This window comes from Pyxidicoccus sp. M6 (assembly GCF_055568925.1).
Map to the genome: position 1 here is coordinate 2,795,348 of NZ_CM145714.1, position 14,295 is coordinate 2,809,642.

Here is a 14,295-nt window from a genome sequence, read left to right on the forward strand (position 1 = left end):
GGGGCCGCGCTCCGGGAGGCATGACGTGTTGATGAGGTCCATCCCCCTCGCCCTGCTGGTGGCGCTGTGCGCGTGCAAGTCGCGCAAGGAAGAGGCGCCCCCGCCCGCGCCGGCCGCTGCCGCCCCGGCGAAGCCGCCCGCCGTCGACGCGGCGGCCTCCGCGCGCCTCGAGCGCGGGCGCTATCTCGTAGAGCGCGTGCTGGCCTGCGGCGCCTGCCACACCGAGCGCGACTGGACGCGCTACGGCGGGCCGGTCACCGGGACGCCGCTCTCCGGCGCCTGCATGGGCGAGGACTGGGATCTGCCGGGCCGCGTCTGCGCCCCCAACCTCACCTCCGACCCCGAGCACGGCGTGGGCCGCTGGAGCGACGCCGAGCTCCTGCGCGCCCTGCGCGAGGGCTTCGGCCGCGACGGGCGGACGCTGGTGCCGATGATGCCCTACCTCTCGTATCGCGAGCTGTCGGACGAGGACGCGCGGGCCGTCATCGCCTGGCTGCGCACGGTGCCCCCGTCCCCGCGCGCGGTGCCGCGCACGGAGCTTCCCGAAGAGATGATGAAGGAACTGGCGGGCCTCGCCTCGCCGCTGCCGGGCCCCGTGCCTCAGCCCGCGGCGGACGCCGTCTCCCGGGGCCGCTACCTCGCGCAGATCGCCCAGTGCACCGCCTGTCACGCGGGGATGGACGAGGCCGGCACGCCCTTCGCCGGAGGACGGCCCATGGCCACCCCCTACGGGCCCGAGGTCGTCTCCAACCTGACGCCGCACGCGCGGGGACTCCACGCGCTGGACGAGGACGCCTTCGTCGCCCGCTTCACCGCCTTCCGCGACGCGGCCCCCGCGCCCAGCGGCCCCGGCCGCGTCAACAAGCTCGTCATGCCCTGGGGCTTCTTCGCCGGAATGACAGACGACGACCTGCGCGCCCTCTACCGCTACCTGCGGACCGTGCCCGCAGCGGCCCCCACCACTGCCCGTGCGGCTCCATGACGGTTCCTGGTCTCCCACGGAGCCTGCCGCTAGACTGCGCGCTCGCAGGCTTCGCCCCCTTGCCGCCTCCCCTCACCCCGGGGGAGCCGCAGAGGATGTGCCCCCCATGAAAAAGCTGCTCACGCTGCTCCTCCTGCCCCTCTGGGTGCTTGCCTCGGGCTGCGACCTCCTGAAGACCTCCGATGCGGAAGGAACCCGCGGGCGCGGCGCGACGGCGTTCGACCCGTACGCGAGCTCCGCGTCCGGCGCCATCTCCCTCAGCCTGCTGGCCTTCAACGGCTGCGCCATCCTCCCCAACGGCGAGCCCGTGGCACGCGGCAGCGTCAACCTGCCGGAGGGCGCCTATCCGGCGTCGTGCGCGCGGTTGAACTCCGGCATCCCCCTGGGACCGGCCGTGGCGCCCGCGGCGCGGCAGAACATCACCCCGGGCACGCTCTACTTCCTGCGCGAGCTGTCGCTGGTGGACACCGTGTTCAACGTGCACGTGGACTTCAACGACCGGCAGGCTCCCGCGACGTGGATGCGCAAGCAGTCGCGCTTCAAGGCGCTGGACTGGAGCGGCCTGACGGTGGGCGAGGAGCACTGGAGAGACCGCGGCGGCGGCAACTTCATGCGGGAGATCTTCTACGAGAACGCGGCGTGGATGACCTCCGACGACGACAGCTTCCTCCTCGAGGTGCTGGACACGGACGGCAACGTCCGCGCATCGCAGACCTATCTGCGCCACGACTTCCTCGCGGAGAACGCCACCACCGGCCGCACCCGTGTGTCGTGGGAGGTAGACCGGCTGGAGCGCCCCCGCTTCCCCAATGACCCGGTGCCACAGCCCGAGGGCGGCGACTTCCAGTACGCGACGGTGGTGAAGGTCTCCTTCGCCAACGCCACCAACCCGTTCAAGTCCTTCGCCATGCCGAACCTCACCGGTGACGGCGCCATCCGCGTCACCTGGAGCCTCATGCCCGGCAGCCCCTTCTACTTCCCGGTGACGTTCGTCCCGGAGAAGGAGCGCCCGGCCACCTGCTACAAGCTGGGGCCCGACGGGCTGGCCACGGAGGAGGTCGTCCCCTGCGGCTTCGGCCTGGAGCAGGCCGTGCGCATCCGCCCTCCGGAGAACCGCCGCTACTTCCAGCCCGGCGAGACGGTGGACTTCATGCTGTCGATGCGTGACGGCGACGGCCATGGCCTCCACTCGCGCGACCTGCTGCCCTCCTTCGACGAGTACCAGAGCGACCAGTCCAACGGGTTCGCGTACTTCACCGACTACATGCTCGTCTCCTTCCGGGACGCGAGCAGCACGGAGTCCGGCTTCAAGGTGGTGGGTCCGCTGCAGGAGCTGCGCATCGCCAATGGCACCTACCAGCTGCCGTACTTCTCCTATCCGGCGACGAGCGAGCCCCGCTACATCGTCGAGCCCGGAATGCCCGACGCCCTCCCCGGCTACGCGGCTGCCCACCCTCCGGCGCGCTATGCCGTCACCCTGCCCGAGGACGCGAAGCCCGGCACCTACGCCATCATCCTCAAGGGCCACCGCAACTTCATGGGCGAGCGGCTCAGCCGGATGGACCCCTTCTTCTTCCAGGTGGGCCAGGAGCAGCCCACCACGTACCCGAACCGCATCGGCAACTGCCAGCTGTGCCACAACGGGCCCAACTCGCTCTCCAACGTGCACCACGGCCTGTCCGTGGACCATGTGGAGCTGTGCAAGACGTGCCACTTCGAGCAGGCCGTCGGGCAGGTCTCCGACATCGTCCACCGCATCCACGCCCGCTCGCGCAAGTACGCGCAGAACCGGGCGGACTGCACCCTGTGCCACCTGACGCGCGAGAGCGCCCTGCGTCCCAGCCTGATGGCCTGCGACGGCTGCCACGTGAAGTCCCACGGCACGGAGTACTTCGACCTCAACTTCGAGGTGATGCAGAACACGCCCAACGCCTACGGCAACTGCGCCAACGCGTGCCACGCCGAGACGCCTCCCACGTTGCACATCCTGCCGGCCGAGTGAGTCGGAGAGAGCCATGAGGACCGCCATGAGGGCATCCGCCACCATCTCCAGCATCGCGCTGGCCTCGCTCGTCGGCTGTTCCGGGAGCGACGCCCCCACCCAGACGCCGCCCGCCAACCACTACACGGAGCTGCCCGAGTCGCTCACCACGGTGGCGGGCGTCGCCTTCGACCCGGAGGCGTACTTCTTCGCTCTCGCCACCGCGCCGGAGCCGCCCGTGGGCCCCGAGCCCGACCCTCCGTTCCTCTTCGAGGGGACGTCGTACCTCATGCGCTCGGCGGCCGTGGGCGCCCGGGTGGACCTGGAGCGCAACGGCCTCCGCGCGGACCAGAGCGGTCCGGTGGCCCCCAACGGCGCCTGGCAGGTGCGGGGAGTGCCGGTGGGCGAGGAGGACGACTACCGGGTGGTGGTGACTCCGCCGGTGGGGGGCCTCACCCTCGGCGGGGACCCGGAGGAGTACTCCCCCGATGATGGCTACGAGCCCATTCCCCAGGCGACCCATTTCCCCACGTCGACGCTGGTGCCCTTGAAGACGGGCGGCGCGTCCTCGTGCCTCGCGCAGCTGGTGGGAGTGGTGGGAGACGGCGGGGCGGTGGGCGCGGTGGCCAACCTGCTCACGGAGATGGGCACCCCCACCACGCCGGCGGACCTGCTGGACCCGTCGAAGACGGGCGGCGTCGCGCTGCTGTGGGTGCACGCCCCCAGCTTCGCGTTCGACCTGGTCAACATCCCCGCGGACGACATCGCCGCGGAGGCGTCGGCGGGCACGCTCTATGCCATCGACTGGGCGCCGCCGGGAGCGGTTCCGGGCGCGTCGTCCATGGGCTACTACGCGTCGCCGGACCCGGTGAGCCCGCTGGGGTACTTCGCCCTCGTCCTGCCGCCGAACACCTCGAGCCCGGTGACGGTGCGCTTCGTGGACCGCGTCACCACCCCACCCGAGGAGCAGGACCCCACCGCCATCCGCCCCTGGCGCATCACGTCCGTCACCCTGAGCCTGGAGCCGGGAAGGGTGGGCTTCATCCGCCGGCTCGCCAGGTACGCGGAGGACCTCCCCACCGACCCGGACAACGAGCCGGAGCCGGAGCCGGACTTCGGCTGGATGTGCCGCTGAGGCGCGGAGCCCGGGCGTTCTAGCGCCAGGGCTCCACGTGGAGCTGACGGAAGCGCACGGTGGGCTGCCCGAAGGACACGGGCAGCGGTCCGTGGTCCAGCTTCCGGCAGCCGCGCGTCGCGAAGAGGTTGCGCGCGTCCGCGCCCACCGCGTCGATGGCGGCCAGCGCCTCCAGGCCATTGCCCCGGAGGATGCCGGGGCCCACGCGGGGCCCCAGCCGGCCGTCGCGAATCTCCCGCGCCTCCACCACGTAGAAGCTGAAGTCGCCCGACAGCAGGTCCATCTGCCGTGGGGTGAGGTGCTGCACCATCAGCCCGTGGGGGAGCTCCGCCACCAGGGCCTCCAGGTGGCCCTGGTGCGGCTCCAGGCGGGTGTGCCCCATGCGCGGCAGGGGCGGGTGCCGGTAGCTGACGCGGCGGCCATGGCCGTTGGGCGGAAGGCCCAGCGCGGCGGCACTGCGCGAGTCCAGGAGCGGCGTGCCGACGACGCCGTTGCGCAGCAGCGGCACGGAGGTGGCGGCGTGGCCCTCGTCGTCCCAGGGGTAGGCGCAGGAGTCCGCGCCGTCCGTGGGGTCGTCCGACAGGGAGACGTGCTCTCCCGCCACTCGCTGGCCCCGCCGCCTCGCGAGGTACGAGCCACCGCGCGCGACGACGTCCCCCTCCAGCGGGTGCCCGCACACCTCGTGGAAGAAGCAGGCGGACGCGGCGCCGGGAGGGAACACCACCGGAATGGAGCCTCGGGGGCAGGGCACCGCGGGGGTGGCGTCGCGCAGCTCGCGCACCAGCGTCTCCACGTCGGCCACCAGCCGGGGCAGGGCCGCATGCAGGTGGTGCGTGTCCGGCCAGGCGGTGCAGCGCCAGGCGTCCGTGGTGACGCCGCCAGCGGTGTGGAAGGCCTTCACCTCGAGGAGGGCGTAGCGCTGGCGCCCCTCCACCTGGCGGTCCTCGTTGGCGAAGAGCGTGCGCCGCTCCGCCTCGCGCAGCAGGACGTCCAGGTGCGCGGCCCCGGCGGCGCGGGCCGTCTCCACCAGGCGGCGCACGACGTCCTCCGTCACTTCGCCCAGGGGAGGAAGCAGCGCTGTGGGGGAGAGGAGCTCCTGGCACCGCGCGTCCAGCTCGCGCGGCAGGGCACCGGGCGGCGGCGAGCGGCCCGCCAGCTCCGTCCAGCGCCACTCCTCGCCTCCGGGCACCGTCGCTCCGGTGGACCAGCCGCGCTCGCACAGCGAGGGCTTCACGCGAAGCCCCGAGCGCACGTGGACGGCCTCGCTCACCTCGCGCCGCTCCACGAACCAGTCCACCACGTGAGGGCTCCTCGTCATCCGGATGCGCCGCGCGGCTTCGCGGCCCCGCGCCTTCTTACCACCCACCCGGGTGGAGCGGAGCCGGGGGCCGCGGGCCGAAGCGCCAGCCCTGAACACGCGGGTGGGGCATGATGGAGTCCCCACGGTGAGCACGGAGCCGGAGATTCCCGAGACGAACGAGACGACCTGCGCGGGCGCGGAGCTGGGCGCGCTGCTGGACGCGGCCCGCGCGGCGGCGGGGGAGGGCACGGAGCTCTTCCTCCTGGCGGAGCGCCAGCTGAGCCTCGAGTACGAGGCGGGGACCGGCCGCTTCACCCTGAGCCGGGGCGAGTCCGTGGGCGCGGTGGCGAGAGTGGAGGTGGAGGGCGGAGCGCTGGGAGTCGCCGCGCGGCCTCTCGGTGCAGGGGACGCGCTGAGTCCCCAGTGGGAGGATGCGCCGCGGGCCTCGTCCGGAACGGCGCGGCCCTTCGGAATGGTGGAAGCGCTGGGCTCCCTGCGCGAGGAGGCCTTCCGCGCCGCGTCTGGACCGGGGCGACTTCCCGAGGCCCCCGCCACGGGAGCCCCCCTGCCACCGTCAGCGCTTCCGGTGGTTTCTCCGGAGCGCGCTCGGAGGTGGGCGGAGCGCGCGGTGCGGACGGTGGTGCCTCACGGCGCCGTCGTGCAGGCGGTGGTGGTGGGCCAGGCCCACGCGTGGACGGCGCTGGCGCGTGCCGGCGCGCTCGGCGGCGAGGTGGAGCGACGGGAGACACTCTTCGTCCGCTGCGAGACGGCGCGCGGCGCGGTGGTGGACGCGGCCGTGCTTCCTCGCGAGGAAGACGCGGACACGCTCGAGCCTCTCCGGTCGCGGCTGGCGGAGGCCTTCGCGGCGCTGGAGGGGCCGGCGGAGGCGGTGGACCCGGCGCTGCCCCTGGTGTTGCGCCCCGCGGTGGCCGCGCCGCTGGTGGCGGGGCTGGGATGGCTCCTGCGCGGCGACGTGGCGGCGTCCACACCGGCGCTCGCAAGAGCCCTGGGGCGCAAGCTCTTCCCCTCGGTGCTGAGCGTGGAGGACGACCCGCTCCACTCCGGCGGCACGCGCCGCCGCCACCTGGACGACGAGGGCCTGCCCGCACGTGCACTGCGACTCGTGCACGAGGGGCGGCTCCAGGACTTCCTGCACTCGGCGTCCACGGCGGCACGGCTCGGAGTGACGCCCAACGGGCGCGGCCTCCGGGCTGGCCTCGGGGCGCCCTCGCCGTCCGCGCTGAACCTCTTCGTGGTGCCGCGCGGCGACGCGCTCCCGGAGCGGTGCACGGAGCTGGTGGCGCGCGTGGAGACCTTCACCACGATGCCGCACCCGGGCCTCGTTTCCCTGGTGGCGGCGGGCTGGGAGCTGCACGCCGGCCGGCGTGTGCGGCGCGTGGGCCCGGTGGAGCTGGACCTGCCCGTGGTGGAGACGCTGCGCGCGCTCATTGGCGTGGGAGCGGACCTCTGCTTCTTCCCCGCCGCGGACGGGTGCGGCACTCCGACGCTCGTCTTCCCGGCCCTGCTCGCTCGGTGAGCGACAGGTGGGCGGTTTCCCGTTTCAGGCCCGGACGGTGGAAGATGGGCGCATGCGCATCGAGTCCTTGAGTGGCGGTCCCCACGCGCTCCCGCGCGAGCGTGAAGTGAAGGCCCTGTGGCCCGCGAAGTCCACGGAGCTCGTGGGAGACACCCGCGTCATGCGCGCCCTGCCCCGGGTGGAGCTGCGCCGTGTGGGCCCCTTCGTCTTCTGTGACCACTTCGGCCCGTCGCCTGCCGTGCGCGCGGCGATGGACGTGCCCGCGCACCCGCACGCGGGCCTGCAGACGGTGACGTACCTCTTCTCCGGCGCCATCCGTCACCAGGACTCGTTGGGGACGGTGCAGGACATCCATCCGGGCGATGTGAATTGGATGACCGCGGGGCGCGGCATCGTCCACGCGGAGGAGGTGCACACGGGCCCGGACGCACCGCCGCTGCACGGCGTGCAGACGTGGGTGGCCCTGCCGCGCGAAGACCGGCAGACCGAGCCTTCCTTCGCGCACGTCCCCGCCGGGCGGCTGCCCTTGGTGGAGCGGGATGGCGCGCGGGTGCGAGTCATCGCCGGCTGGCTGGGGGACGCACAGTCGCCGGTGGTGACGTTCTCCTCGCTCACGTACCTGGACGTGGAGCTATCGGCGGGGGCGCGCGTGTCGCTGCCCGTGGACGCGACGCACGCGCTCGCGCTGTACGTGGCGGACGGCGAGGTGTCGGTGGGCGGGAGGGCCGTGGGCCGGGGCGTGCTCGCGCACCTGGAGGACGGGGCTCCGTCGCTGACGCTGGCCTCGGAAGCGGGCGCGAGGCTGCTCGTCCTCGGCGGCACGCCGCTGCCGGAGCCGCTGGTCATCTGGTGGAACTTCGTGGTGGAGAGCGTGGCCGAGGGCCGGGCGCGCTACGCGGACTGGGAGGCTGGCCGCTTCCCGTCGCTCGTGCCCTGAGGGCGCGGACGGAGCCTCTGTCCTTCTCCTGCCCACCCGACGGCCGGGCTAGCGCGGATGGACGCAATCCGGTGCATGCTGGGGCCCGCGTGTCGAGCGAGGCCCCGCACTCCAGGCAGGGCACACGGCTCGGGACGCGACCACGGAGGACGCGGAATGTCAGGTCAATCACTGGCGGCGAAGCTGATGGAGGGCGCGCGCGAATGGGCGAAGCGTCTGCCCACGGCGCTCGGTGAGGACGTGGCGGTGGACGTGGGGCGCAAGCGGCTGCGCCTGTCACACCCGCGCGTGGAGGCGGTGGTGCGCCAGCTCCTGCGCAAGGTGAAGCACCTGGAGCTGCGCGAGTGGACCGCGAAGTCCGACGTCTACGACGTGCGCCTCTCCGTGCAGGGCTGGAAGCTGCGCGTGCACGCGACGCTGGAGCGCGTGGAGCTGGCCTCCGGTCGCTACCGGGTGTGGCTGCACACGCCAGGCGTGGTGGAGCTGGAGGAGTCGCGCACGGCCTCGTCGCTGGTGATGGGCGTGCTGCGCGCGGGCGCCGGACAGGCGGCGCTGCGCGCGGTGGCGGAGCGGCTCCTGCCGCCGGGCATCCGCTGGGACGGCAATGTGCTCCAGATTGAGGGGAAGCTGCCCGCGGAGGGACCGCTGCCAGCGAAGCTCTTCGACAACACCTCGCTGGCCGTGAACGCCGAGCACAGCGCGGAAGGGCTGTGGCTCGGCGCGGAGGCGTGGCCCGGGTTGATGGACCTGCTCCAGGTGCTCTTCGGCACCGAGCTGCCGCGCACGCCTCCTGGCACCTGAGGCTCAGCGCCGCCGCGCCGGCCTCACGGGCACCTGGGGCTTCAGCGCTCCTGCTTCGGCGCCGGAGCCTTGTACGTGCCCGGCGTCGTCCGCGAGGCGATGGCCAGGCGGTTCCACGCGTTGATGGTGGCCACGGCGAGGGTGAGGTCCGCCAGCTCCTTCTCGGAGAAGTGCGGCTTCACCTGCTCGTACACGCTCTGCGGCACGTGCCCTTCCGTCAGGAGCGTCACCGACTCCGTCCAGCGCAGCGCCGCGCGCTCGCGCTCCGTGTAGTACGGGCTCTCCTCCCACGCATCCAGCCCGTAGAGCCGCTGCTCCGACTCACCGGCGGCGCGCAGGTCCTTCCAGTGCATGTCGATGCAGTACGCGCAGCCATTCACCTGCGACGCGCGCAGCTTGAGCAGGTGCAGGAGGTTCGCCTCCAGGCCGCACTCGTGCAGGTACCGCTCCAGCCCCATCATCGCCTGGTACGCGCCCGGAGCGACCTTCCCTGGGTTCATCCGCTGTGCATCCATGTTCGTCCTCCCGTGTGGCCGGGCGGTGTGCCCCCCGGCGTTCATGGGGCCGATGTAACGGCGGGCTCCACGCCGGACGAGAGCCACTTGGACGCCAGGTCATGGGGCCACTTGCGCCCCTTCAGCGTAGGGCGCGCGCGAGCCGGGGCACGGCCTCGGCCAGCTCCACTTCCGGCACACAGGCGTAGCCGAGCAGCAGCCCCCCGCGCCCCTGGCTCCGCATCCGGAAGTCGGAGAGCGGGTACGCCACGAGCCCCGCCCGCTCGGCGCGCGTTGACGCGGCGCGGTCCTCCACGCCCTCGGGGAGCCAGCCCACCAGGTGCATGCCCGTGTGCAGCGGCTGGACGTCCAGCAGCCCCCGCAGCTCGCGCCGGGCGGCCTCGACGAGCGCCTCCTGCCGCGCCGCGTACAGCACGCGCATGCGCCGCACGTGGCGGCTGAAGTGGCCCTGGGTGATGAAGTCCGCGAGCACGGCCTGCTCGAGCACGGGCGAGTGCCGGTCGAAGGTGCCGCGCGCGGCGCTGAAGGCGTCCACCAGGGACTCGGGCACCACGAGGTAGCCCAGCCGCAGCGCAGGAGACAGCACCTTGCTGAACGTCCCCGTGTAGAGGACGCGCGCGTCCGGCGCGAGCCCCTGCAGCGCCGGCAGCGGCCGCCCCTCGTAGCGGAACTCGCTGTCGTAGTCGTCCTCCAGCACCCACGCGTCCGAGCTCGCCGCCCACGCCAGGAGCGCCTTGCGCCGCCGCTCGCTCATCACCACGCCGGTGGGGAACTGGTGCGCCGGCGTGACGACGGCCAGCCGCGCGTCCGGGCACAGCCGCTGTCCCGTCGCCACGTCCAGCCCCTCCGCGTCCACCGGCACCGGCACGCGCACGGCCCCCGCGGCGGCGAAGACGCCATGCGCGGGCACGTAGCCCGGGTCCTCCACCCACACGGAGTCACCGGGGTCCAGCAGCACCTGCGCCACCAGGCTCAGCGCCTGCTGCGTACCGTTGACGATGAGCACCTGCTCCGGGACGCAGCGCACGCCGCGCGCGGTGGCGAGGTAGTCCGCGACGGCGCGGCGCAGCGGCGGGTGCCCCGCGGCATGGAAGTGGGACATCAGGTCATGCCACGAGCGCCGCCAGCGGTTGTGCAGCAGCCGGCCCCACAGCTCGCTCGGGAAGGCGTCCAGCGCCGGAAGGCCCGGGCGGAAGGCCATGCGTCCGGGCCCCATTCCGGCCGAGGGGCTCTCCACCCCCAATCCCGCGGCCACCGCGGCGCCGCGCTTCGACAGCCTCGGCGCGTCCGCGCGCTTCACCGGCTCCCGAGCCGCGACGCGGCGCACGGACAAGAGCCGCTCCGGCAGCTCGCGCGCCACGTACGTCCCCGAGCCCGTCTGTCCGACGAGGTAGCCCTCCGACAGGAGCCGCGCGTACGCGTTGAGCACCGTGTTGCGCGCCACGTCGAGCTGCTCCGCCAGCGCGCGCGTGGACAACAGCCGCGTGCCCGGCGCCAGCCGCTCCGCGAGGATGGCCACCCGCAGCGCCTCCGCGAGCTGCTCGTGCAGCGGCGCCCCCGTGGACGCGTCCAGCACCAGGGACGTGGCGGCCATGACGGGCGGCCGCTTCCGGACTCTCTGCTTCGACGTCACGGCTGATTCACCTCGGTGATGTCGGGCATCACCAACCATCACTGGGATTAACGGTAGAAAGCGGGCACCGTCTCCGTCGTAGGCATGAGTCCAGGAGTACCCGCCCTGGCGGGTATCCGGGGAGAGGCGGGACGGGCCCGCCTCGTGCGCAGGGGGAGGAAAGCATGTTCGGGCTGCCTTGGTTCGACCTCATCGTCGCGCCGGTGCGCATGAAGAACGAGGAGGGAACGCGCGACAGGCTGCTCAAGGCGGCGGCCGGGCTGGTCCGGGAGCAGGGCCCCGAGGCACTCACCGTCGAGGCCGTCGCGCGGCGCGCCTTCGTGGGGCCGGGCGCGCTGCGCTACCACTTCGGGGGCAAGCGGGGGCTGCTCCAGGCGCTGGAGGACCGGCGGGTGCTTCAGCGGCCCTCGCCGTCCCACACATTGGCCCGCCCGTCGAGCGTTCCCCGCTGGGGCCGCACGACGCAGAAGCGTTGACCGGTGGGCGCCTCCATCACCCACCACGTCCGGATGAGCTCCACCCGCTTCGCGCCAAGCGCCTCCAGCCGCTTCACCTCCGCCTCGACGTCGTCCGCCTCGATGTCCAGGTGGATGCGGCTGGGGTGGGTCACCTGCTGCACCAGCAGCATCGGCTCGTCCACCTCCGTCTTCAGCTCACGGTACTTCGGGCTCGTCTCGTCCACGGGTTGGACGGGGCGGCCCAGCGCCTGGCTCCAGAAGCGCGCGGCGGCGTCCACGTCCTCCACCTTGCAATCCAGTACGAAGGTGCTCAGCCGGCTGCGGTGCATGTCTCCTCCACGAAGGACGGAGGGCGGGCGGCCCTCCGTGCGGGGCCTCCCGGATACACGGAAGCAGCCGGGCGGGTGAGGGCTCCGCGCACCGCCGGCCCCCCCTTGTCGGCTCGCGGATAATCCGCCGGCCTGGCGTGCCGGAAACGAGCGGAACGGCCCCCGGCGCATTACCTTGACATCACCGTGAGGCGCCTCCCTGGGAGGCAAGGGGCCGGAATTCTTCCGTTTCTCTGGTCGTTTCTCTTCACGGCTGACAACCGGCGGATATTCGGGGCCTTACACATTCGACTTTGGTCCCCCGACAGGTTAGAGGCTGCTCCAATCACGTCGGGACCGGTGGCGGCGGCCCCCGGAGCCGCGAGCAGAAGGAAGAAGCACATGGCGACTGGAACCGTGAAGTGGTTCAACGACTCGAAGGGCTTCGGCTTCATCGCCCAGGACAATGGCGGCCCTGACGTGTTCTGCCACCACACCGCCATCCAATCGGATGGGTTCAGAACCCTGGCCGAGGGCCAGAAGGTGGAGTTCGAGGTCAAGAAGGGCCCCAAGGGACTTCAGGCCGAGAACGTCCGCGTCGTCAGCTGAGAGCGTCGGCTCCAGCATCCGTTGGCCCGGCTTCCTCATGGTGAGGCCGGGCTTTTGTTTTCCGTGAGGGAGGCTCAATGCAAGGAAGATCCACCAAGCGCCAGAAGGAACAGGCCCGCAAGCAGCACCAGCAGGAGAAGGACGCCAAGCGCGAGGAGCGCAAGAAGGTCAAGGCCGAGCGTCCGACCCGCCAGCCCGGTGACGTCGACCCCGACATCGCCGACATCGTCCCCGGCCCGCAGCCGCCGGTGGAGTATTGAGTACTGAGTTGCAATCTCGATATCCTTGAAAAACGCGCTTAGTTAGCCAGGCGCGTACAAGGAGACGAGATGAACACCATTGCACGCTGCTTCTCGCGGGCCACCCGGCCCGCGCTCCTTTCGCTGCTGTTCCCGGTGCTGTCGCTGGGGACGGCGTGTGGTGACGCGGAACCGGGTGACACGCAGGAGGCGCCGTTGGCCACCGGGGCGCAGGCCGCCTCGGACGCCAACCTGTATGACTCCTTCACCCGGGCCAACCACGACTCCCGCCTGTACAGCCTGGAGCAGGGCTTCCACGCGTGGACCCCGAATCCCTACTGGGGCAGCGCCTGGGGCATCATGTCGGGCCGCGCCTACCTCTCCAAGGACGACGGCACTTGGTGGGACCACTACGCCACGGTGCCCGGCACCTCCGACGTCCGGGTGATGGTGACGCTGGCCGCGCTGGGCGAGTTCTCCGGCCTCACCTTCCGCCACATCGACCGCGGTAACTGCTGGAAGCTGGCGACGGACCTGGGCGCGGGCAAGTACTTCCTCACGAAGTACGTGAGCGGCACGCAGTACTTCCCGCTGCAGATTGCGCAGGCGCCCGTCGCGGGGGACGTGCTCGAGGTGCGCGCGTCCGGCACCCGCATCGACGTGTACATCAACGGCGTGCACAAGGGCGGCGTCAACGACTCCAGCCACCAGTACGCCACCCGCGTCGGCCTGCTCGCGAGCCAGGACAACCTCGCGCGCTTCGACGAGTTCAAGGTCTACACGCAGGGGACGCGTGACGCCACGCTGCAGCCGTTCCAGTCGAGCTCGGTGTGGAACCTGCCCATCGGCCAGGGCGCGACGTACGCGGACACCACGGACCCGGCGACGAAGGACTTCCTCGCCACCTGGTTCGACAACAGGACCGTCACCGGCTGGGCCAACTGGAACGAGTACTCGCATCCCATCAGCCTCGCGGCCGGCACGGACCCGTGGGCGACGGTGGCGGACCTCAACGACTCGGCGCGCAGCAGCGCCTACAACGTGCCTGCCACCGCCACCATCGCCAATGGTGGTGACAAGCACATGCACATCATCAACCCCTGGCGGACGTACATCGACGAGGCCTGGGCCACCACGCGCGTGTCCACCACGTCGTACACCGTGGGGCGCCACCACAAAATCGACCTCTACGGCAGTGGCCTGGGGCCGCAGAACGGCGTGCGCGCATATGGCGGCGCCGCGGTGGGGGGCCTCATCCGCGCGTGGGAGACGACGCCCACGCACCCGAAGTACACGGGGAAGATTCAGCACGCGCTCGCCCTCGCCGTGGACCGCTCGATGCTCTACTACAGCGGCGGGTCCAGCGGTTACGACTCCAAGGGCTACGGCACCGCGAAGGGCTACGTCTGGCCCGCCACCGAGCAGGACTGGGGCAGCGAGTCGAACTACAAGGGCCACATCCCCATGGGCTCGTACTTCGCCATTCCGCCGTCCGTGGACATCAACGCGCAGGGGCTGACGGCGGAGGGGAAGATGGTGGCGCAGGCGCTGCAGGACTACGGCGCCTACGTGACGGACGCGACGTGGGGCGCGGTGACCTTCTACGTGGAGCCCGCCGCGCCGTCGGCCTTCGCGAACAACCTCCGCAAGGACGCGGCGAAGCTGCGCGCGCTGCTGCGGCGGGTGACGAACAACAGCGCGGCCACGCCCAACGGCCCCGGCGCGCGACGCGTGCCCATGCTGCCGGACCTGGCGCCGCCCCAGCCGTAGCCAGCCCGAAGCCCGGTTGACCTGAGCGGCGATGCTCGAGGCGCCGCCGCGAAAGCCGGAGGGGCGGCAACGTCTCGCCCCTCCACCGGG

The 14,295-nt window shown here is 72.1% G+C and carries 14 protein-coding genes; 10 read left to right on the forward strand and 4 right to left on the reverse strand.

Features of this window, described 5'->3' with window-relative positions:
* The first annotated feature begins 31 nt into the window (after positions 1–31).
* From ACVTJA_RS11590 to ACVTJA_RS11600, 3 genes are all read left to right on the forward strand, one after another.
* On the forward strand, positions 32–982 hold the full coding sequence (locus tag ACVTJA_RS11590; protein WP_465836418.1) for a c-type cytochrome: 951 nt from the start codon (positions 32–34) through the stop codon (positions 980–982).
* A 106-nt stretch (positions 983–1,088) separates the two neighbouring features.
* Positions 1,089–2,984, forward strand: a complete 1,896-nt coding sequence (locus ACVTJA_RS11595) for a hypothetical protein (protein ID WP_465836419.1) — start codon at positions 1,089–1,091, stop codon at positions 2,982–2,984.
* Between the two features lie 25 nt (positions 2,985–3,009).
* On the forward strand, positions 3,010–4,098 hold the full coding sequence (locus ACVTJA_RS11600) for a hypothetical protein (RefSeq protein WP_465836420.1): 1,089 nt from the start codon (positions 3,010–3,012) through the stop codon (positions 4,096–4,098).
* A gap of 19 nt (positions 4,099–4,117) precedes the next feature.
* Here the strand turns inward: ACVTJA_RS11600 and ACVTJA_RS11605 are convergent, their stop codons facing one another.
* Positions 4,118–5,398, reverse strand: coding sequence for a TldD/PmbA family protein (locus ACVTJA_RS11605; protein WP_465836421.1), 1,281 nt, complete (start codon positions 5,396–5,398; stop codon positions 4,118–4,120).
* Positions 5,399–5,543: 145 nt separating this feature from the next.
* Between ACVTJA_RS11605 and ACVTJA_RS11610 the strand changes: the two genes are divergently transcribed.
* The 3 genes from ACVTJA_RS11610 to ACVTJA_RS11620 all read left to right on the forward strand — a co-directional run bounded on the left by ACVTJA_RS11610 (position 5,544) and on the right by ACVTJA_RS11620 (position 8,673).
* Entirely contained in the window at positions 5,544–6,935 is a 1,392-nt protein-coding gene (locus ACVTJA_RS11610) for a metallopeptidase TldD-related protein (protein ID WP_465836422.1), read from the forward strand.
* A gap of 52 nt (positions 6,936–6,987) precedes the next feature.
* Positions 6,988–7,872 carry a pirin family protein gene (locus tag ACVTJA_RS11615; protein ID WP_465836423.1) on the forward strand — a complete coding sequence of 295 codons (885 nt, stop codon included), beginning with the start codon at positions 6,988–6,990 and terminating at the stop codon, positions 7,870–7,872.
* A 156-nt stretch (positions 7,873–8,028) separates the two neighbouring features.
* Positions 8,029–8,673: a hypothetical protein gene (locus ACVTJA_RS11620; protein ID WP_465836424.1), complete on the forward strand. Its 645-nt coding sequence runs from the start codon at positions 8,029–8,031 to the stop codon at positions 8,671–8,673.
* Positions 8,674–8,714: 41 nt separating this feature from the next.
* On the opposite strand, the gene ACVTJA_RS11625 is transcribed toward ACVTJA_RS11620, so the two are convergent.
* Together ACVTJA_RS11625 and pdxR are read right to left on the reverse strand one after the other, a co-directional pair.
* Positions 8,715–9,173 (reverse strand): carboxymuconolactone decarboxylase family protein, encoded by a 459-nt coding sequence (locus ACVTJA_RS11625; RefSeq protein WP_465836425.1) that lies wholly within the window; start codon positions 9,171–9,173, stop codon positions 8,715–8,717.
* Positions 9,174–9,309: 136 nt separating this feature from the next.
* The gene (gene pdxR / locus ACVTJA_RS11630) at positions 9,310–10,782 is read right to left on the reverse strand and encodes a MocR-like pyridoxine biosynthesis transcription factor PdxR (protein ID WP_465836426.1); all 1,473 of its coding nucleotides are present in this window, start codon (positions 10,780–10,782) and stop codon (positions 9,310–9,312) included.
* Between the two features lie 203 nt (positions 10,783–10,985).
* Between pdxR and ACVTJA_RS11635 the strand changes: the two genes are divergently transcribed.
* Positions 10,986–11,297 carry a TetR/AcrR family transcriptional regulator gene (locus tag ACVTJA_RS11635; protein WP_465836427.1) on the forward strand — a complete coding sequence of 104 codons (312 nt, stop codon included), beginning with the start codon at positions 10,986–10,988 and terminating at the stop codon, positions 11,295–11,297.
* Here ACVTJA_RS11635 and ACVTJA_RS11640 read toward each other — a convergent pair.
* A complete protein-coding gene (locus ACVTJA_RS11640) occupies positions 11,219–11,608 on the reverse strand; it encodes a VOC family protein (protein WP_465836428.1) in 390 nt (129 codons plus the stop codon). The two genes, ACVTJA_RS11635 and ACVTJA_RS11640, sit on opposite strands and share 79 nt — an antisense overlap.
* A 381-nt stretch (positions 11,609–11,989) precedes the next feature.
* Between ACVTJA_RS11640 and ACVTJA_RS11645 the strand changes: the two genes are divergently transcribed.
* From ACVTJA_RS11645 to ACVTJA_RS11655, 3 genes are all read left to right on the forward strand, one after another.
* A complete protein-coding gene (locus ACVTJA_RS11645; protein WP_465836429.1) occupies positions 11,990–12,196 on the forward strand; it encodes a cold-shock protein in 207 nt (68 codons plus the stop codon).
* Between the two features lie 77 nt (positions 12,197–12,273).
* Positions 12,274–12,456, forward strand: coding sequence for a hypothetical protein (locus ACVTJA_RS11650; RefSeq protein ID WP_465836430.1), 183 nt, complete (start codon positions 12,274–12,276; stop codon positions 12,454–12,456).
* Positions 12,457–12,525: 69 nt separating this feature from the next.
* On the forward strand, positions 12,526–14,205 hold the full coding sequence (locus ACVTJA_RS11655) for a hypothetical protein (protein WP_465836431.1): 1,680 nt from the start codon (positions 12,526–12,528) through the stop codon (positions 14,203–14,205).
* Positions 14,206–14,295: the final 90 nt, after the last annotated feature.

Coding starts and splice junctions, on each gene's coding strand:
- ACVTJA_RS11625 (WP_465836425.1), bottom strand. CDS start 9,173: ATGAACCCAGGGAAGGTCGCTCCGGGCGCGTACCAGGCGATGATGGGG.
- ACVTJA_RS11650 (WP_465836430.1), top strand. CDS start 12,274: ATGCAAGGAAGATCCACCAAGCGCCAGAAGGAACAGGCCCGCAAGCAG.
- ACVTJA_RS11635 (WP_465836427.1), top strand. CDS start 10,986: ATGTTCGGGCTGCCTTGGTTCGACCTCATCGTCGCGCCGGTGCGCATG.
- ACVTJA_RS11620 (WP_465836424.1), top strand. CDS start 8,029: ATGTCAGGTCAATCACTGGCGGCGAAGCTGATGGAGGGCGCGCGCGAA.
- ACVTJA_RS11645 (WP_465836429.1), top strand. CDS start 11,990: ATGGCGACTGGAACCGTGAAGTGGTTCAACGACTCGAAGGGCTTCGGC.
- ACVTJA_RS11600 (WP_465836420.1), top strand. CDS start 3,010: ATGAGGGCATCCGCCACCATCTCCAGCATCGCGCTGGCCTCGCTCGTC.
- ACVTJA_RS11595 (WP_465836419.1), top strand. CDS start 1,089: ATGAAAAAGCTGCTCACGCTGCTCCTCCTGCCCCTCTGGGTGCTTGCC.
- ACVTJA_RS11590 (WP_465836418.1), top strand. CDS start 32: ATGAGGTCCATCCCCCTCGCCCTGCTGGTGGCGCTGTGCGCGTGCAAG.
- ACVTJA_RS11615 (WP_465836423.1), top strand. CDS start 6,988: ATGCGCATCGAGTCCTTGAGTGGCGGTCCCCACGCGCTCCCGCGCGAG.
- ACVTJA_RS11640 (WP_465836428.1), bottom strand. CDS start 11,608: ATGCACCGCAGCCGGCTGAGCACCTTCGTACTGGATTGCAAGGTGGAG.
- pdxR (WP_465836426.1), bottom strand. CDS start 10,782: ATGGCCGCCACGTCCCTGGTGCTGGACGCGTCCACGGGGGCGCCGCTG.
- ACVTJA_RS11655 (WP_465836431.1), top strand. CDS start 12,526: ATGAACACCATTGCACGCTGCTTCTCGCGGGCCACCCGGCCCGCGCTC.